At 66.1% G+C, this 18,888-nt stretch carries 15 protein-coding genes, 1 tRNA gene and 1 pseudogene; 8 read left to right on the plus strand and 9 right to left on the minus strand.

Annotated features, from left to right (window positions below; genetic code table 11):
* The first annotated feature begins 48 nt into the window (after positions 1-48).
* The 4 genes from AC1RLW_RS28950 (at position 49) to AC1RLW_RS28965 (ending at position 3,824) form a co-directional block, all read left to right on the plus strand.
* Entirely contained in the window at positions 49-1,026 is a 978-nt protein-coding gene (locus tag AC1RLW_RS28950; RefSeq protein WP_493195982.1) for a hypothetical protein, read from the plus strand.
* Entirely contained in the window at positions 1,023-2,744 is a 1,722-nt protein-coding gene (gene recJ / locus AC1RLW_RS28955; protein ID WP_493195983.1) for a single-stranded-DNA-specific exonuclease RecJ, read from the plus strand. The genes AC1RLW_RS28950 and recJ overlap by 4 nt, the downstream gene beginning before the upstream one ends.
* A gap of 49 nt (positions 2,745-2,793) precedes the next feature.
* The gene (locus AC1RLW_RS28960) at positions 2,794-3,387 is read left to right on the plus strand and encodes a hypothetical protein (RefSeq protein WP_062473695.1); all 594 of its coding nucleotides are present in this window, start codon (positions 2,794-2,796) and stop codon (positions 3,385-3,387) included.
* 89 nt (positions 3,388-3,476) lie between these two features.
* On the plus strand, positions 3,477-3,824 hold the full coding sequence (locus AC1RLW_RS28965; RefSeq protein ID WP_095743821.1) for a zinc ribbon domain-containing protein YjdM: 348 nt from the start codon (positions 3,477-3,479) through the stop codon (positions 3,822-3,824).
* Between the two features lie 2,014 nt (positions 3,825-5,838).
* On the opposite strand, the pseudogene AC1RLW_RS28970 reads toward AC1RLW_RS28965, so the two are convergent.
* Positions 5,839-7,041, minus strand: a pseudogene (locus AC1RLW_RS28970) (AfsR/SARP family transcriptional regulator); the annotation flags it as partial.
* A gap of 141 nt (positions 7,042-7,182) precedes the next feature.
* Between AC1RLW_RS28970 and AC1RLW_RS28975 the strand changes: the two are divergent.
* The 4 genes from AC1RLW_RS28975 (at position 7,183) to AC1RLW_RS28990 (ending at position 10,341) form a co-directional block, all read left to right on the plus strand.
* Positions 7,183-7,572 (plus strand): cupin domain-containing protein, encoded by a 390-nt coding sequence (locus tag AC1RLW_RS28975; RefSeq protein WP_062473689.1) that lies wholly within the window; start codon positions 7,183-7,185, stop codon positions 7,570-7,572.
* Positions 7,569-8,384 carry a class I SAM-dependent methyltransferase gene (locus AC1RLW_RS28980; RefSeq protein ID WP_492697784.1) on the plus strand — a complete coding sequence of 272 codons (816 nt, stop codon included), beginning with the start codon at positions 7,569-7,571 and terminating at the stop codon, positions 8,382-8,384. Before AC1RLW_RS28975 ends, AC1RLW_RS28980 begins: the two co-directional genes overlap by 4 nt.
* A gap of 298 nt (positions 8,385-8,682) precedes the next feature.
* Positions 8,683-9,039 (plus strand): transposase domain-containing protein, encoded by a 357-nt coding sequence (locus tag AC1RLW_RS28985; protein WP_493195984.1) that lies wholly within the window; start codon positions 8,683-8,685, stop codon positions 9,037-9,039.
* A gap of 154 nt (positions 9,040-9,193) precedes the next feature.
* Positions 9,194-10,341, plus strand: a protein-coding gene (locus tag AC1RLW_RS28990) for an IS3 family transposase (protein ID WP_493195985.1) whose coding sequence is annotated in 2 segments (ribosomal slippage) — positions 9,194-9,242 and positions 9,242-10,341 — 1,149 coding nt in all. Because the reading frame shifts where the segments join, the coding sequence is not laid out codon by codon here.
* A 279-nt stretch (positions 10,342-10,620) separates the two neighbouring features.
* Here the strand turns inward: AC1RLW_RS28990 and asnB are convergent.
* The 8 genes from asnB to AC1RLW_RS29030 all read right to left on the minus strand — a co-directional run bounded on the left by asnB (position 10,621) and on the right by AC1RLW_RS29030 (position 18,051).
* On the minus strand, positions 10,621-12,591 hold the full coding sequence (gene asnB / locus AC1RLW_RS28995) for an asparagine synthase (glutamine-hydrolyzing) (RefSeq protein WP_493196129.1): 1,971 nt from the start codon (positions 12,589-12,591) through the stop codon (positions 10,621-10,623).
* A 196-nt stretch (positions 12,592-12,787) separates the two neighbouring features.
* Positions 12,788-12,863: transfer RNA gene (locus tag AC1RLW_RS29000), tRNA-Thr, on the minus strand.
* Between the two features lie 56 nt (positions 12,864-12,919).
* Positions 12,920-13,498 carry a ClpXP protease specificity-enhancing factor gene (locus AC1RLW_RS29005; RefSeq protein ID WP_493195986.1) on the minus strand — a complete coding sequence of 193 codons (579 nt, stop codon included), beginning with the start codon at positions 13,496-13,498 and terminating at the stop codon, positions 12,920-12,922.
* A 41-nt stretch (positions 13,499-13,539) separates the two neighbouring features.
* Entirely contained in the window at positions 13,540-14,151 is a 612-nt protein-coding gene (locus AC1RLW_RS29010) for a glutathione S-transferase N-terminal domain-containing protein (RefSeq protein WP_062473683.1), read from the minus strand.
* Positions 14,152-14,246: 95 nt separating this feature from the next.
* Positions 14,247-15,023, minus strand: coding sequence for a cytochrome c1 (locus AC1RLW_RS29015; RefSeq protein WP_062473681.1), 777 nt, complete (start codon positions 15,021-15,023; stop codon positions 14,247-14,249).
* Between the two features lie 37 nt (positions 15,024-15,060).
* Entirely contained in the window at positions 15,061-16,497 is a 1,437-nt protein-coding gene (locus AC1RLW_RS29020; protein WP_070059900.1) for a cytochrome b, read from the minus strand.
* Positions 16,498-16,511: 14 nt separating this feature from the next.
* Positions 16,512-17,129, minus strand: coding sequence for a ubiquinol-cytochrome c reductase iron-sulfur subunit (gene petA, locus AC1RLW_RS29025; protein ID WP_062473677.1), 618 nt, complete (start codon positions 17,127-17,129; stop codon positions 16,512-16,514).
* A 160-nt stretch (positions 17,130-17,289) separates the two neighbouring features.
* A complete protein-coding gene (locus AC1RLW_RS29030; RefSeq protein WP_493195987.1) occupies positions 17,290-18,051 on the minus strand; it encodes a LuxR C-terminal-related transcriptional regulator in 762 nt (253 codons plus the stop codon).
* Positions 18,052-18,888: the final 837 nt, after the last annotated feature.

The raw sequence follows: 18,888 nt of genomic DNA on the forward strand, positions 1-18,888 counted from the left end.
AGGGGGTAGGTCATACGGTGGAATTGTGGCATCCCGGACAATAGGGAAATGGCCGAACCCCTCCCACGTCATCTGTTGATTCCCTTTGCCGGCCGCGGTTCCCCGGCTTGCCGCGCGGCGCTCGCGACCCTGCGGCTGCCGAACCTCGAAACCCTGCTGCTGCGCCTGACGCTCGCCGACACCGACACGCAGGACGACAGCACCCGCACCCCGCCGCACGAACGCGCCCTGGCGCGCGCGCTCGGCCTGCCCCCCGCCGACGACGGCTGCATTCCCTGGGCCGCGCTCGAAGCCCGCAAGACCGGCCTGGCCGCGCCCGGCGACCACGAGGCCTGGGGCCTGGTGACGCTGTGCAACTGGCAGGTCGGCATCGACGACGTGGCGCTGGGCGACCCGAGCGCCATCGAGATCGACGCCGCCGAGTCGATGGCCCTGCTGACCGTTGCAGACCCGTTCTTCGAGGAAGACGGCATCGCGTTGTACCCCTCCGACACACCGGGCCGCTGGCTCGCCCGCGCGCCCATCTTCGACGGGCTGGCCACGGCCTCCATCGACCGCGCGGTGGGGTACCCCATTTCGCAGTGGTCGCCGCTGGGCGACGCCTCGCGGCCGCTGCGCCGGCTGCAGAACGAGATGCAGATGCTGCTGTACACGCAGCGCGTGAACGACGAGCGCACCGCGCGCGGCGTGCCGCCGATCAATTCGTTCTGGCTCAGCGGCACCGGCGTCCTGAAGGACGGCGACCTGCCCTCGCCACCCGCCACGCGCACGCCGGTCGTCGAACTCGCGCTGCGCGACGCCGCGCTGCGCGACGACGGCCTGGCCTGGGCCGCCGCCTGGCAGGCCTTGGATGCGGGCGCCGTCGCCGGCCTGCTCGCCGACCTCACGCGCGGCGCGGACGTGGCGCTCTCGCTGTGCGGCGACCGCGGCGCACAGCTTTTCACCGTGCAGCCGCGCGGCCTCGCCCGCTGGGCCAAGGGCCTGTTCGACCGCAACCGCGCCACGCAGGTGCTGGAGTCCCTATGAAGATCATTGCCCGGGACATCCCGCCGCGCACCGTCTGGGCGCTGGAACAGGCCGGCGTGCACCCGCTGCTGGCGCGCCTCTTTGCGGCACGCGGCGTGCGCGGCAAGGACGAGCTCGACGACGGGCTCGCGCGCCTGCTGCCGCCCGACACGCTGCGCGGCACGCGCGAAGCCGCCGTGCTGCTGGCCGACGCCATCGCGCAGAACAAGCGCCTGTGCATCGTGGCCGACTACGACTGCGACGGCGCCACCGCCTGCGCGGTCGGCGTGCGCGGCCTGCGCCTGCTGGGCGGCAAGCACGTGAGCTACCTCGTGCCCGACCGCGTGGTGGACGGCTACGGCCTGACGCCGCCGATCGCCGAGCGCGTGGCAGCGGCCGGCGCCGACATGCTGATCACCGTCGACAACGGCATCGCCAGCGTCGAAGGCGTGGCCGCCGCCAAGGCGCGCGGCCTGCAGGTGCTGGTGACCGACCATCACCTGCCGGGCCCCGAACTGCCCCTGGCCGACGTGATGGTCAACCCCAACCAGCCCGGCTGCGAGTTCGAAAGCAAGAGCATCGCCGGCGTCGGCGTGATGTTCTACGTGCTGCTCGCGCTGCGCTCCGAACTGCGCACGCGCGGCGTGTTCGACACCGCCACGCAACCCAAGCTCGATGCGCTGCTGCCGCTGGTGGCGCTGGGCACCGTGGCCGACGTGGTAAAGCTCGACGCCAACAACCGCCGCCTCGTGGCGCAGGGCCTGCGCCGCATCCGTGCGGGCGCGATGCCGGCCGGCGTGGCGGCGCTGTTCAAGGCGGCGGGGCGCACCGCCTCGGCCGCGACCACCTTCGATTTCGGCTTTGCCCTCGGCCCGCGCATCAACGCGGCCGGCCGGCTGGCCGACATGACGCTGGGCATCGAATGCCTGCTGACCGACGACGCGGGCCGTGCCGACGAACTCGCGCGCATGCTCGACGGCATCAACCGCGAGCGGCGCGACATCGAGGGCGGCATGCGCGACCAGGCGCTGCTGCTGGCCGAGTCGCTGTTCGCGGCCGATGGCGAAGGCGTCGAAGCGCCACCGCCGGCCATCAGCGTGTTCGGCGCGGACTTCCACGAGGGCGTGGTGGGCATCGTGGCCTCGCGCATCAAGGACCGCTTCCATCGCCCGACCTTCGTGTTCGCGGCCAGCGCGGCGCCGGGCAAGGAGCAGGAGCTGAAGGGCTCGGGCCGCTCGATTCCGGGCTTTCACCTGCGCGATGCGCTCGACCTCGTGGCCAAGCGCCACCCCGGCGTGCTGCTGCGCTTCGGCGGCCACGCGATGGCCGCGGGCTGCACCGTGGCGCGCGAGCACTTTCCCGTCTTCGAGCGCGCGCTGGCTCAGGTCGCCGGCGAATGGCTGGCCGAGGCCGCGCTCACGCGCCAGATCGAAACCGACGGGCCCATCGCGCGCGAGTACATGCGCATCGACCTCGTCGACACGCTGCACCGCGAGGTCTGGGGCCAGGGCTTCGCGCCGCCCACCTTCAGCGAAGAGGTCGAGGTGGTGTCGCAGCGGCTGGTGGGCGAGAAGCACCTGGCGCTCAAGCTCAAGCACCAGGGCCAGCCCATCGACGCGATCTGGTTCAGCCACACCGAGCCGCTGCCGCCGCGCGTGAAGCTGGCGTTCCGGCTCGATGCGGACGAGTGGCAAGGGGTGCGCCGGCTGCGCTTTCTGGTCGAAGGCGCGGAGGTGTGACGCGGGCGGCCTAGACTGGGGCCCCATCCATTCGAACGGGCACTCTCGAATGCAGCAAGAAGCCATCTCGGCCCACGACATCTTTCCGCACATCCGCGTCGTGATGGGCATGGTCATCGGCCTGGGCGTGACCCGGCTGCTGTCGGGCGTCGCACGCATCGTGCAGCACCCGACGCAGTACCGGCTCTATGCCGTGCACCTGGCCTGGGTCGCCTCGGTGCTGCTGGCGCTGGTGCATTTCTGGTGGTGGGAGTTCGGCCTGTACCAGATCGACAGCTGGACCTTCGGCACCTACGCCTTCATCGTCAGCTACGCGATCCTGCTCTTCCTGCTGTGCGCGCTGCTCTTTCCCGACAGCATGCAGGACTACGCGAGCTACCGCGACTACTTCTACGCCCGCCGCGCGTGGTTCTTCGGCTTGCTGGCCGCCACCTACCTGCTCGACGTGGTCGACACGCTGATCAAGGGCGAGGCGCACTTCGCCCGCTTTGCGATGGAGTACCTCATCCGCACGCCCATCCTCGTGGGCCTGTGCATCGCGGCAGCCCGGTCGGCCAACCCGCGCTTTCACACGGCCTTCGTCGCGGGCACGCTGGCTTACCAGCTGTCGTGGATCTTCCGGCTCTTCGACACCTTGGATTGAGCCGCTGCGGCCAACAGGAACAGGACCTGCGTCCATGAGGGCAGGCTAGTATCCACGTCCTTCAACCGATACGGACCCTACCTACCGCCGTGAGCACCCTGCCCCCTTGCCCCCAATGCCATTCGGAATTCACCTACGAAGACGGTCTCAACCTTGTCTGCCCCGAATGCGCTCACGAATGGTCCGCCTCGGGCGCTGCCGCCGAAAGCGCGGCCGATGAGGGCCGGGTCATCAAGGATTCGGTCGGCAACGTGCTGAACGACGGCGACACCGTCACCGTCATCAAGGACCTCAAGGTCAAGGGCTCGTCGCTGGTCGTGAAGGTCGGCACCAAGGCGAAGAACATCCGCCTGATCGATGGCGATCACGACATCGATTGCAAGATCGATGGCATTGGCGCGATGAAGCTGAAGTCGGAATTCGTGCGCAAGGCGTGAGACCGGCCTGGCTCATGCGGCGCAGCGTCTCGCTGTCCGCTCGTCACGCCGGTGCCGCGCGGACTTCCTAGCTGGCCAACTCCCGGCAGCGTGCGGCGTCCAGCGCATGGCCGCAGGCGTGGAACTCCCGCGCCGCCGCGGCGAAGCCTTCGCGCGCGGCAGCGACACGGCCGGTGGCCCGTTCGATGTGGGCCTGCGCCTCGTGCAGCGACGCGTACCAGGCCGGCAGCTTCATCACCACGTTGGCCAGGTATTCGGACTGCTGCTGGTGGCTGGCCGCCAGGTCCAGTTCGTGGGCTCTCGCGGCCGCGATGGTGGCCGGGATGGCGAAGGTGATGCGGCAGCCGGGGCAGCTTTCCAACGGGCCGCGCACGTTGGCCTCGGCCTCCTCCAGCACGCCCAGCGCGGCGTCGGGCTGCGTGGCCATCGCGATGCGGGTGCCGTAGATGCGGTCCAGCAGGTGGAAGCCGACGTCGGACTGGCGCGCGACGTCGAGCGCTTCGTCGAGCAGGCCGCGCGCCCGGTCCATCTGCCCGCGGTAGATCGCCAGCTCGGAGCGGCGCTGCAGCGACAGCGCCTCGCCCGTCGCACCGCCGATCGCGCGGTGCATGCGCCCGCCGGCCACCAGGTCCTGCTCGGCGGCGTCGAGCTGGCCGCTGAGCAGCCAGGCCTCGCCGCGCAGCGTGACCGCGAACGCATGCCCGCGCGCCGCGCCCAGCCGCTGCGCTTCCATGGCCAGCGCATCGGCGAACGCGATGACCTCTGCATAGGGCCGCGAGCCGTAGAGGAAGCGCTGCGTGATGCACAGGTGGCCGTCGAACACGCGCACCGCCAGCTGCGGCAGGTGGCTCGTCTCCTTAAGGTCGGCCCACACGCTGCCGTGCAGGTCGCCGCGCGCGTGCGCCGCCGCGGCCTGTGACCAGGAGGCGATCACGAGCGTGCCTTCGTCGCCGGTCTCCAGGGCGATCCGGCGCACTTCGGCCGACCGGCGCGTGCCTTCGGCGGGATCCCCGAAGCCCAGGGCGGCCGCGCCGCTGTAGGCCAGCGCTTCGGCGAGGCGCCCCGCCACCGTGGTGGGATGCACGTCCTTCAGGTACTGCAGGGCACCGGGCGGATCGCTCATCTTCACTTGCGCCAAGGCCCGCTTGGCGCGCAGTTCGTGGGACAGCGCCTCCGCAGCGACGGCGGCGGCCGCATCGTAGGCGGCCAACGTGCCGGGCCGGCCCAGCGCGTCCAGGGACTCGGCACGCAGCGCCAGGGCTTCGGGCTGCGCCGCCCGGTGCGCGAGCAGCGGCTCGACGTGGCGCAACACGTCCTCGTAGGCGCCGAGGCGAAAGGCCTGGCGCGCAGCCGCCAGCGCACACGGCATCGCCCGCTCGGCATCGCCCGCGGCAAGCCAGTGATGGCCCACCAGGCCCGGTGCCGCACCGCCTTGCGCGAGCCGCGCCGCCACGTCGCGGTGCAGCAGCACACGCCGGTGCGGCGGGATGCCTTCGGCCAGCGCGTCCCGCACGAGGGCGTGGCGGAAGCGGTAGCGGCCATCGGCGACCACCAGCACGCCCGCGGCCAGCGCCTGGTCGAGGCGCGCCAATGCGTCGTGGCCTTCGTCGGCGGCCAGCGCCACGGCCGTGGCCACGTCGAAATCTTCGGCCGACAAGGCCAACCGGCGCAGGGCCTCCGTCGTGCCGGGGTCCAGGTCGCACAGGCGTTCGGCCAGGGCCGACGACAGGCTGCGGGACATCACCGCCGTGGCGCCGTCTGAGGTGGCCGCACCGCGCGCGAGCTCGACCACGGCAAACGGCAGGCCTTCGGCACGGCGCGCGATGGCGGTGGCGGCCTCGGCCGTCATCGGTGCGTCGGCTGAGCGGGCCGCGAGCAGCGCGGCTTCTTCCTCGGACAGCGGCCCCAGTTCAAGGGCCTCCAGCTGGCCGGCGCGCTGCAGGCGGGAAGTGTTCCGATCCAGCAGCGGCGGCAGCGCGTGCCGGCACGCAAGCAACACGAACACCGGGGGGCCGCTCGCAGCCAGTTGCGTCAGCGCCTGAGCGCTCGCGTCGTCCGCCGCGTGCGCATCGTCGACGATGAGCAGCACCGGCTTGTGCGCAGCGGTGGCCAGCAGCAGCCGGCGCACGGCGCCCACCATCTGGTGGCGCCCAAGCGGCAGGGCCAGCGGTTTCACGTCGCCCGAGGCGGTCATCTGCGCCAGCACAGCCTGAGCGTGCGCACCGATGGCCTGCGCCGCGTCCGGCAGTTCGCCGAGCAAGGGCTCCACCAGGTCGGCCGCGATGCCGTAGGGCCGGGTCCAGTCGCCGGCCTGCAACGAGCGCACCTGCCAACCCAGGCCCCGCGCTTCTTCGGCGACACGGCGGCAGAACGCGGTCTTGCCCATTCCCGCCGGTGCGCGCACCACCGCGCCCCCCGGCCGGCCCGCGAGGCTGGCGCGCAGCCACCCCAGGACACGCACCAGCTCCATGGCACGGCCGACGAAACGCGGCGCGGCGCCTTCCAGGCCCGCCACGCATTCGCGGTACAGCGCCTCTGCCGGCGGACCGGGGCGCATGTCCAGGGTCTGCTGCAGATGGTCGCGCAGGTGGCCGTACCAGCGCAGCGCCGAAGAGCGCCGCCCGGCCGCCAGTTCCTCGCGCATCAACTGGACATGGGCTGCCTCGTCGGTGGGGTCTTCGCGCACCAGCCGTTCCAGGTCGCCGGTCTGGCGCAGCAGCCGCAGGAACTTGTCGCGCAACCGCTGGCGCGGCGCCTCGGTCCAGGCTTCGTAGCGGGCGTCCGGCAGGAGGTCGCCACCGTAGAGCTGCGCGGCCGCCTTGCAGGCCTGCGGATCGCCGCTGCGCAGGGCCTCGTCCGCTGTGCGCTCGAACTGCTCGGCGTCGCACGCCACCGCCTGGTCGGGCAGCAGGAAAACCCGGCCGCCTCGCAGCACCAGGGCGTCGGGCTGGCCGATGAACTGGCGCGCGTGGTGTGCGGCCTTGCGCAGGTTGGCGCTGCCCGCGTCGGGGTCCAGGTGCGGCCACAGGGCTTCCACCACCTGCTCGTTCGCCAGGCTGCGTCCGGGCTGCAATGCCAGCAGCTGCAACAGCTCGGCGGCGCGCCGGGTCAGCGGCACTGGTGGAATCTGCGGGTCATCGCCGGCCACCCTCAGGTGGAACGGGCCCAGCAGCCGGATGGACACGGCTTCGGACGGCGGAGTCGGTGGGGGCGACATCGCGATTCCTTTCCCCCGGCACGGGCCGGGAACGTTTCAGGAACGCCAAGCGTGGAGCATCAGTATGCCGTCTATCGAATCTGGCGGGTGCAACGAATAGACGCATCACCCTCGCGCCCGCGGACCCTCAAGGAGTACCTCATGCATATCGCAAAAGACGCCGTCGACGTGAAGATGGAAATTCCCGGTGCCCTGATCCGGCAGCGTCTGAATTTCGGCGACGCGACCGGCTACAGCAAGATCAGCGGCGAGTACTTCACGCTGTCGGCGGGCGTCGACACGACGCCGCTCTTCCAGGGCCTGAACAACCACAACTCCTGCCAGTGCCCGCACTGGGGGTTCGTGCTCAAGGGCCAGATCACCACCACCGACGACGCCGGGGAGCAGGAGACCGTCCAGACCAACGACCTGTTCTATTGGCCGCCCGGCCACAACGTCAAGGTCGACGCCGACGCGGAGATCGTGATGTTCAGCCCGCAACACGAGCACACGCACGTGATCGACCACATGATCGAGAAGGTGAAGTCATGAACCCGAACAAGGCCCTCTGGGAGAAAGGCGACTTCACCCGCATCGCCGAGAGCATGCGCGAGAGCGGTGAAGACGTCGTGCGGCACGCGCACATCACGCCCGGCATGAAGGTGCTGGACCTCGGCTGCGGCGACGGCAACACCGCCATCCCGGCCGCCAAGCTCGGCGCGCAGGTGCTGGGCGTCGACATCGCAGCCAACCTGGTCGCCGCGGGCAACCGGCGGGCGGCCCAGGCCGGGCTGTCGGCCAGCTGCAGGTTCGAGGAAGGGGACGCCTGCGAGCTGCGGCTGGAGAACAAGTCCTTCGACCTCGTCATCAGCATGTTCGGCGCCATGTTCGCGCCCAAGCCCTTCGACGTGGCACGGGAGATGGTGCGTGTCACGCGTCCGGGCGGCCGCATCCTCATGGGCAACTGGATCCCGAACGACCCGACGCTGGTGGCGCAGATCCTGAAGATCAGCTCGTCGTATGCGCCCCCGCCGCCCGAGGGCTTCGTGAGCCCGATGGGCTGGGGATCGACCCCGAACATCATCGAACGCTTCGGCGCGGCGGGCGTTGCCTCGGAGGCCATCAGCTGGGAACGCGACAGCTACATTTTCGACTTCAAAGGCTCGGCGGCGGAATTCGTCGACACGTTCCGGCAGTTCTATGGCCCGACCATGAACGCATTCGACGCGGCAGCCCAGGCGGGGCGCACCGACGAACTGCGCACGGAACTGGTGACGCTGTTCCAGAGCCAGAACCAGAGCCAGTACCCCAACACCTGCCTGATCGCCGCGACGTTCCTGCGGGTGACGGTGGAGGTGGGGTGATGCGCGGCCTGTCGCCTTCTGCGGCCAGTCCAGATCGCCGAGGCATCGCGAAGGCCGATGGTCTCACGCATCTCTGGTGCCGGGTTCACGCACGTCGACCACTGATCAAGGCCGAGGAGGCCATACCAAAGGCAGCCTCGCTCACCGGATCAGATCGCTACCCGGCTCGTGCGACTCATTGGCAAGCTGTACTGCGCGGAGGCGCTGGCCGGGGACTGGACGCCCGCGCTACGACTACGACTACGGCTGCGCTTGCACTACAGCGCCGCAGTTGTGCGCAATCGAGCGGTTGCTGCTCATGCATCTGCACAGCGTTGCGCCGTCGAACCTGCTGGGCGAAGCACTGCAGTACCTGCACGGGCAGTGGCCCAAGCTCGCGTGGTTCCTGGGCAACGGCGCCCGGCCGCTGGACTCCAATCCGGTGCAGAACACGATTCGCCCTTCGTCGGCGGAAGACGCTCGTGGTTGTTCGCCGGCACCGTCGACGGCACGAACGCCAGTGCCAATCTTTTATTCGCTGATCGAAACCGCCAAGGCCAACAACGTCGAGCCCTATCAGTACCTCGTCGCGTTGTTCAAGACGCTACCGCTAGCGCAGACCGCCGACGACCGCGAGCCGCTGCTGCCCCGGAACATTGAGCTTGGCGGACTGTAGACCGCCCTGTGCGCATCGGTTCCGACACCGCAAGGCCTGGTTGCGTGAATCTACGGATTTCGGTGGGGTTTACAGACGAAAAATTGATCTCATTGGACTGCTGCCGGTTTCAAAGAAACCTTGCTAGGGTATGAAATGAAACCGGTGGTGGTTCATGGGAGCGAGAAGACAATTCAGCCGAGAGTTCAAGCTTGAGGCAGTCAGCTGGTGAAGGCACGAGGCGTGTCGGTGGCACAGGCTGCACGCGACCTCGATGTGCACGAGAACGTGTTGCGCAAGTGGGTGCGCGAGGCTGCGGTCGACCCGCAGCAGGCGTTTCCTGGTCAGGGCGTGATGAAGCCCGAACAGGCTGAGCTGGAGCGCTTGAGGCAAGAGAACGCCAAGCTGCACATGGAGCGTGACCTGTTGAAAAAAAGCGGTGGCCTACTTCGTCAAGGAGTCGAGGTGAAGTTCGGCTTCGTTGCGAAACACCGAGGGACGTGGCTGTTGGCAATGATGTGCGAGGCGCTCGGTGTCTCGCGAAGTGGCCTCTATGCGTGGCTCAGCAGGCCCCGAAGCCAACGCAGCCTGGAAGACGAGGTGCTCGGCAGCCAGGTGCGTCAGAGCGTCCTGGGCAGCGACTGCCCCTACGGTGCCCGGCGCGTGTGGCATGACGTGCTGGCACTGGGTCAACGATGCGAATTGCACCGCATTGAACGGCTCAAGCGTGAACAGCCCCGGCGTGCGAAGCCGCGACGCCGGGGCTTGCCGCAGGATCGAGGCCTGCGCAGCGCTAACGCCGACAACGTGTCGGACCGTCAGTCCCAGGCTGATGCGCCCAACCAGAAGTGGGTGGTCGACTTCACGTACATCTGGACGGCCGAGGGCTGGCTATATGCCGCTGCGGTGCTCGACCTGTACTCGCGTCGCATTGTCGGCTGGTCGATGCAGGGCAGCGTGACCTCGCAACTCGTGGCCGATGCATTGATGATGGCCGTGTGGCACCGGGGCAAGCCGGTCGCGTTGCGGCATCACTCCGACCAAGGAAGCCAATACACCAGCGAGCACTTCCAGGAGCAGCTGAAGGAGCAAGGCATCACCTGCAGCATGAGCCGCGCGGGTGAGGTCTGGGACAACTCGGCCATGGAGAGCTTCATCAGCTCACTGAAGACTGAGCGCGCGGCCAGAAAGGTGTACCGGTCCAGCGAGCAGGTCCGCGCCGATGTGTTCGACTACATCGAGCAGCTCTACAACCCGACTCGCCGTCATTCGACGCTCAGCTACGTCAGTCCGATAGAGTTCGAGAAAGCTCCAAGAGCTTAGGTCAGTGTCTATGAGACCGGCAGCAGCCCAGTGCTTGTCATTAGTGGCTCGCGTTGAGATCAAGGTCCAGTGCGGTCTTGCGGTAACCCTCGGGTTCGAAAATGGGGGCCCCAACGAAGAAGTCGTAGTTCAGGCTGCTTCATTGGCCACGTACGCCGATTACAACACCCGCCAGATGGCGCCTCAGCAGATCCGGCTAGCCCGCGCGCTGCAGCGCTGCAATCAAGGGGTCACGAAAATTGATCAGCGACGCGGCCAGACTGGCAACTAGCAGGAACTTCATCTCACGCTGCGCTGCTCCGCCAACCAAGCCTGGAACATCAGCACGCACCAGAGCTGGTGCTGCCAGTTCCGCTGCCCACTCAGATGCTCCGCCCATCTTTTTCGTATGGGCGCAGGGTTGAAATAGCCCTCGCGCTTCAGCCGCGACTCGCTCAGCAAGTCTTCCGCCCAAGGGCGCAGGGGGCCGCGCAACCAACTGTCGATGGGCACGCCAAAACCCATCTTGGGTCGCTCGATCAGTGCTTTGGGCACGTAGCGAAACAGCACCTGGCGCAGCGCCCATTTGGTTGTGTAGTTCTTGTTTTCTTCTCGCAGCTTGTATTCCATGGGCAACTGCCACGCGAATTCCACGACCCGGTGATCGAGAAAAGGCACGCGCGTTTCCAGGCTCACGCCCATGGCGGCCCGATCCACCTTGGTCAGGATGTCATCGGGCAGATAGGTCTGCAAGTCGAGCCCCATCATGTGTTCAACATCGTTGAGTCCCTTCAAGACAGGCCCCGAATCATTGAGCACCGTGGTCGGCTCTGCGCCTCCAAGCACTACATCTTCAGGGTGCAACCAATGCGAAACCATGTTCCGATAGAGTTCGGCCGCCGAACCCGCCGTCATAGCACCGGCGCCCTTATGCAACTTCTCGCCCACATTCGCCCAACGGCGCGCGAGAGGCGTATGAGCGGCAATGCGGTTCAAACGGTCTGGAGACACGCTCGTCAACGCCCGGGCCACCATGCGCCGCAGAGGCTGCGGCACCGCCGACAGGCGATGCCACAAACTCGCTGTGAGCGAATAGCGGTTGTAGCCACAGAACAATTCGTCTCCGGCATCACCTGAGAGCGACACCGTGACATGACGACGCGCGAGTTGGCTCACCAGGAACGTAGGGATTTGCGAGGAGTCGGCAAACGGCTCGCAATAGAGCCGGGGCAGATTTGGAATGACGGCCAAGGCCTGCTCTGGCGCAACGTACATCTCGGTGTGTTCAGTGCCCAGGTGCTGCGCCACCGCTTTGGCATGCTCGGCCTCGTTGTAAGCCGCCTCGTTAAAGCCGATCGAGAAGGTCTTGACCGGGCGACTGGCCTGCGCTTGCATCAGTGCGACCACGGTAGAAGAATCGACTCCGCCCGAAAGGAAGGCGCCCAGCGGCACGTCGGCCATCATCTGTCGTCGCACCGCGTCCTTGAGCAAAGCCTCGAGTGCGTCAACGCCCTCTTTCGCACTACCTTCGAATCGTTGAGCGGCGCCACGTTGCGCTGCTGCTGCATTCGACCAATAGGTCTGGAGGACAGGCTCTGGGGCGGCCTGCGACACGGTCAACAAACTACCTGGCAATAGCTTGTAAATTCCCTCGTAGATGGAGTGCTGCCCCCCCACATTGTTGTGCCGCATGAACAGGCACAGTGCATCGCGATTGATTTGCGCACCGAATGCTGGATGCGCGCGCAATGCCTTCAGTTCAGAGCCAAACAAGAACACTGCGGCGCGACCACTGCCCTGCCAGCCGTAGTACAGCGGCTTTTCGCCTAGACGGTCGCGTGCGAGCGTCAGGGTCCGCGTTTGCCGGTCCCACACGGAAAAGGCAAACATGCCTACCGCCCGCTCTACGGTCGCGCGAATGCCCCATGTATCGAAACCAGCCAACAGCGTCTCGGTGTCTGAATGCCCCCGCCAAGCGGGAGCGCCGCCGTACCGGTCCAGCTCGGCTCGTAAATCCATGTGGTTATAGATCTCGCCGTTGTAGGCGAGAACGTATCGCCCCGAGGCTGAGGTCATGGGCTGCGCACCCGCGTCAGACAGCTCGACGATGGCCAGACGACGGTGCCCTAATCCGATAGCGACATCTCCGCCCAGCCACTGTCCGTCCGAATCGGGACCCCGATTCGCTATCGCATCCGTCATGGCTCTAAGCCACTGTGAAGCTGAATCACTAGGCCACTGACCACCCAGAAAACCTGCAAGTCCGCACATTTTCAACGACTCCCATCCGCTCCAAGCGGAGATGCCACACTAAGATTTTTATGAATGAATATGCGCGACTGAAACCAATGCGCCGCGACATGTTGGGATGTACCTTAGTGCCGCTCTCATCATGGGAAAGACGAGGCTCCTTCGAGTAAAAAAAGAAAAAGCCCGGACGTCCTTGGACGTTACAGGGCTTTAATTTTGGTGCCGCTTGTCGGAATCGAACTGACGACCTTCCGCTTACAAGGCGGGTGCTCTACCAATTGAGCTAAAGCGGCTGAAAAACAGTGTTGGCGAAGATTCTAAGCGGCCAGCTTTGAGGCCGACCGCGTCGTCACTTGACGCGCTTCAGCGACGGCCTAGAGCCGCCGCCGGCCGGTGGACGCGGCGGCTCGTCGGTCGGGTCAGCAGGCTCTGAACTCGCATCGACCGCCTCGCCATCGTCCTCGCCGGTCACCAGATGGAACACCTTGCTGGCGTCGCCTTCGGTGCCGCGCGAGGCATCGCGCAGCGGCATGCGCGGCGCGCTGTTCGGCGATGAAGTGGCCGTGGCAGCGTCATTGCCACCATCGTCCAACGTGGCGGCCGGCACCGGTGCCGGGAACGCCATGCCCTGGCCGTTTTCACGCGCATAGATCGCGATCACGCGACCGACCGGCACGCTGATCTCGCGCGCCGTGCCTGCGAAGCGGGCCTTGAACTCGATGAAGTCGTTGCCCAGCTTCAGCGAGCTGGTCGCGTCGAAGCTGATGTTCAGCACGATCTCGCCGTTCTTCACGTACTCGCGCGGCACCTGGACGGTGTCGTCGACCAGCACCGCGACATAGGGCGTGAACCCGTTGTCGGTGCACCACTCGTACAGCGCCCGGATGAGGTACGGGCGGGTGGAAGAGGACTCGAGCGCGTTGATCATGAAAAGCGGCGGAAAACGAAGGAAGCAAGCACGCAGCTTACTTACTTTCGCATGACCTTTTCGGACGGCGTCAGTGCTTCGATGTAGGCCGGGCGCGAGAAGATGCGCTCGGCGTACTTCAGCAGCGGTGCCGCGTTCTTGCTGAGGTCGATGCCGTAGTAGTCGAGGCGCCACAGCAGCGGTGCGATCGCCACGTCGAGCATCGAGAAGTTGTCGCCCAGCATGTACTTGTTCTTGAGGAACACGGGCGCGAGCTGCGTGAGGCGGTCGCGGATGTGCGAGCGGGCCTTTTCGAGCGCCTTCTCGTTACCCTTGGCGGTGCGGTTCTCGAGCGTGGCGACGTGCACGAACAGTTCCTTCTCGAAGTTGAGCAGGAACAGGCGCACGCGGGCGCGGTCGACCGGGTCGCCGGGCATCAGTTGCGGATGCGGGAAGCGCTCGTCGATGTACTCGTTGATGATGTTCGACTCGTACAGGATCAGGTCGCGCTCGACCAGGATCGGCACCTGGCCGTACGGGTTCATCACGCTGATGTCTTCGGGCTTGTTGTAGAGATCGACGTCGCGGATCTCGAAGTCCATGCCCTTTTCGAACAACACGAAGCGGCAGCGGTGGGAGAAGGGGCAGGTCGTTCCTGAATACAAGACCATCATGGCGAGAGACTCCTAAAAATCAAAAAGAGTGGGTCGCCTGGGCAACCCACTCTGTGGGACCGGACGCACGAGGCGCCCGGTCGGCGTGAACGGAATTACTTGACGTCTTTCCAGTACGAGGCGTTCAGTCGCCATACGAAAACCACCGACATGGCCAGGAACAGCAGCACCCACACGCCGATGCGCACACGGGTGTTCTGTGCCGGCTCGGCCATCCACTGCAGGTAGCCGACGAGGTCGCCCACTGCGCTGTCGAACTGCACCGGGGTCAGCGTGCCGGGGGTCACTTGCTCCCACTTGCCCGTGAACACGTCGGTGGCATGACCGTGCTGCTCGACCTTGGCGTGCACCGGCAGGCGCTCGCCCTGCAGTTCCCACAGCGGGTTCGGCATGGCGACGCTCGGGAACAGCAGGTTGTTCCAGCCGGTGGCCTTGGTGTCGTCGCGGTAGAAGCTGCGCAGGAAGGTGTACAGGTAGTCGGGGCCCGTGCCGCCGTGGCCGGCGCGCGAACGTGCGACCAGCGTCAGGTCGGGCGGCGTGGTGCCGAACCATTCCTTGGCCTGGCGCGCGTCGATGTTGGCCTTCATGGTTTCGCCGACCTTGTCGGTCGTGAACAGAAGGTTGTCCTTGATCTGCTGCTCGCTGATGCCGATGTCCTGCAGGCGGTTGTAGCGCATGAAGGCGGCCGAGTGGCAGTTCAGGCAGTAGTTGACGAACAGCTTGGCGCCGTTCTGCAGGGCCGCCACGTCGGTGGTCTTGTTGGGCGACTTGTCCCACGCCAGACCGCCCGATTCGGCGGATGCGGCTGCGGAGAAGGTCAGGCCCAGTGCCAGACCCATGACAGCGAGCCAGCCGGAAATTCTTTTCTTCATCGTGTTTCTCTCAAGCTCTCTTGCACTTGTGCGCGCATCAATGGGCGGCGAAGACCACGCGCTCGGGCACGGTCTTGAATTCGCCCTTGCGGCTCCACCACGGCATCAGCAGGAAGAAGCCGAAGTAGAAGAGCGTGCCGATCTGCGAGATGGTCTGGGCGATGTCCAGGGCGAACGAGCCGATGACCAGGTTGCCCCAGACGCCGGGCGCCTGGATGCCGAGGTAACCCAGGATCAGGAACAGGAACACGAACACGCCGTAGACATACTTGTGCCAGCTCGGACGGTAGCGGATCGACTTGACTTCGCTGTGGTCGAGCCACGGCAGGAAGAACAGGATGATGACCGAGCCGCCCATGATGACCACGCCCCAGAACTTGGCGTCGAAGGTCTTGAGCAGGAAGATCACGACGGCGGCCACGACCACCGCGGCAACCTTGAGGCCCATGCCCGACTTGCCCTTGATGAAGTTCCAGACGGCGGCGGCCGCGATGATCAGCGCGAACACGTTGACCATGTCGTCGGTGGTGGCGCGCAGCATCGAATAGAACGGCGTGAAGTACCAGACCGGAGCGATGTGGTTCGGCGTCTTCAGCGAGTCGGCCGGGATGAAGTTGTTGTACTCCAGGAAGTACCCACCGGCTTCAGGCGCGAAGAAGATCACGGCCGAGAAGATCGTGAGGAACACCACCACGCCGAAGATGTCGTGCACCGTGTAGTACGGGTGCGACGGGATGCCGTCGAGCGGATGGCCGTCGGGACCGCGCTTGGCCTTGATCTCGATGCCGTCGGGGTTGTTCGAACCCACTTCGTGCAGCGCGATCAGGTGGGCCACCACGAGGCCGAGCAGCACCAGCGGCACGGCGATGACGTGGAAGCTGAAGAAGCGGTTCAGCGTGGCGTCGCTCACGACGTAGTCACCGCGGATCAGCAGGGCCAGGTCAGGACCGATGAACGGGATGGCGGCGAACAGGTTCACGATCACCTGGGCGCCCCAGTAGGACATCTGGCCCCACGGCAGCAGGTAGCCCATGAAAGCTTCGGCCATCAGGCACAGGAAGATCGCGCAGCCGAACACCCAGATCAGCTCGCGCGGCTTGCGGTAGCTGCCGTACATGAGGCCGCGGAACATGTGCAGATACACAACGATGAAGAACGCCGAGGCGCCCGTCGAGTGGATGTAGCGGATCAACCAGCCCCAGGGCACGTCGCGCATGATGTACTCGACCGATGCGAACGCCTGGTTCGCGTCGGGCTTGTAGTGCATGACGAGGAAGATGCCGGTCACGATCTGGATCACGAGGACCAGCATCGCGAGCGAGCCGAAGATGTACCAGAAGTTGAAATTCTTCGGTGCGTAGTACTTGCCCCACTGGTCGTTCCAGAGCTTGGTCAGCGGGAAACGGTTGTCGACCCAGTTGAGCAGCTTCTCGCCGGCGGGGGCGTTCGGGGAAACTTCGTGAAATTCAGCCATGTTCGTGGTCTCCCTCAGGCCTTCTTGCTGTCGTCGCCGATAAGCAGGCGCGTGTCGGACAGGTACATGTGCGGAGGCACAGGGAGGTTGTCAGGAGCGGGCTTGTTCTTGAAGACGCGACCGGCGAGGTCGAACGTGGAGCCGTGGCAAGGGCAAAGGAAGCCGCCCTCCCAGTCGTTCGGCAGCGAGGGTTGCGGGCCGGCCTGCAGGCGGTCGACCGGCGAGCAGCCGAGGTGGGTGCAGATGCCGACCACGACCAGCACATCGGGCTTGATCGAACGGTGGCCGTTCTGTGCGTACTTGGGCGTGAATTCGTCGGGGTGACGCTTGGAGAGCGGATCGGCAAGCTGGCCGTCCAGCTTGGCGAGTTCGGCGACCTGGTCAGGGCTGCGCTTGAGGATCCAGACGGGCTTGCCACGCCATTCGACGGTGATCTTTTCGCCGACCTTGAGGGCCGAGATGTCCACTTCGACCGCGGCGCCCGCGGCCTTGGCCTTTTCGGACGGCTGGAATGTGCTCACAAAAGGGATTGCGGTGGCCACGCCGCCCGCTACGCCGGCACAGCTGGATGCGATCAACCACGTCCGCTTGCTTGTGTCGATCCGGGGCGAGCCGGAGGTCATGTCACTCATGGGGATCCTCTAAGTCTTCTTCGCTGGAGCAGGGGCTGACCTTTGCCACAGCAAGGTCAACCCGAGATTGTAGCGGGGCGCAAAAGGGTTTTTCAATGATTGCCGCGCGTGCGCACGGCGCCGCAGCACGTGCGCGACAGCACGCGACGGCCCTTGGCGCTCAGCTCAGCAGCCCGTACTGGGTCGCCTGCCGAACGGCCTGGGTTCGCGACTTGACGGCCAGCTTGCGGTAGATCCGCTTGGCGTGGAACTCGACCGTGTTGATCGAGAGGCAGATCGCTTCGGCAATCTGCCGATTGCTCCAGCCTTGCGCGATCAGGCGCAGCACATTGAGCTCCCGAGGTGACAGCAGCCCGGGAGCAGGCATCGGGGGCGAGACCGTGTCGCCGTCGCGCAATGCGGACTCGACACCCTCCGGTTTCGCGGACGCCGCAATCAGGCCGAGGACGCGACGCGCGACGCGTGCGTCCATCGGCGAACCGCCGCGCTCGATCGAGCGCAGCAAGAAAGAGAGTTCGGCATCGTCGGTGCTCGTCAGCAGGTAGCCGGAGGCTCCTGACGAGATCGCGGCCTCGACCAGCAGGCGGTCGTCGTCCTTCGACATGGCGATGGCGTCGATCTGTGGGTAGGCACGCCGCAGGTGCGACAGGAGCGCGACGCCGCCATCGTCAGTCAGGTGCATGTCGACCAGCACCAGGTCGTAGGGCAACGCGGCCAGCAGACGGATCGCTTCCGTGTGCGTGGAGGCGATCACGACGCGGCGCCCCGGGGCCAGATCGCAAAGAAGGCGTCGCATGCGATCGGCCAGGGCCAGGTCGCCCTCGACGATCAGCGCACCGAAGAAGGCGCAACCCAAGGCGGCGTACCGGCCAGCGAGTGCCGGCGCCGACTGTGCGCTGCTGGCGGACAGGTGATTCATCATGAGCAGACGCCTCCGATCACGCCATCGGCCGCGCGCCCGCACACTCGCACACCCTTCGCCACCCCACCTTCAGACAATCGAACCACGCATATCCCCTTGTTGTGCCCCGCGGCCTACCTTGAATGTCAACTTTCGTTTCGGGGTACTGCAGGAACAATGCCTGGGAGTCGGCCATGCGGCCCATTGCAACGATGGCTCGGTCAGTGCGTTGATTTCATTGAAGAAATGCGGAGGCAACGCCGGCTGCCCCGCGGATAGAGGTACGCGCCAGTCGCCGTCGTTACGGTCGTCGCAGGCGGAACGTTACGTAGCATTGAGATACACATGCGCCCGTCACACTCATCCGCGAAAATCGAGGCAATACACGGTTACAAGGATGCCGTGGCAAACGCCTCGTCCTCCAGGCCAAATTAGTTGCGGCACACTTCTGATGCTGCTAACCTCAAGTCAAGAGCATAAAAACCCTTTGAGAGGATCACTGTGAAGACGAACAAACTGGTTGCGACCGTCGCCCTTGCCACCTTGGCAATCTCGTCGGCTTTCGCCCAAACGCAGGTTACCCCGGCGCCCGCAAGCAACAACACTCGCGCATTTGCACCGGGCCCCGCTGGCGCTCCGAGCGCAACCGCTGCTGGCCTTGGCGGCCTGACCCCCGCTCAATGGGGCGCTGTTGGAGGCACCGGCGCCCTGATGCTGGCCCTCGGCAGCAGCAACAATGGCAACGGTGGCGGCGGCTTCTTCGTCCCTGGCACCGGCACTACCGGCACGGGCACTACCGGCACGCGTTAATGCTGCTTGCCCTCCTGAAAGGAGGGCATTCGCTGAAAAGTCCGCGCG

Source organism: Variovorax sp. GW822-FHT04A09, assembly GCF_058801005.1.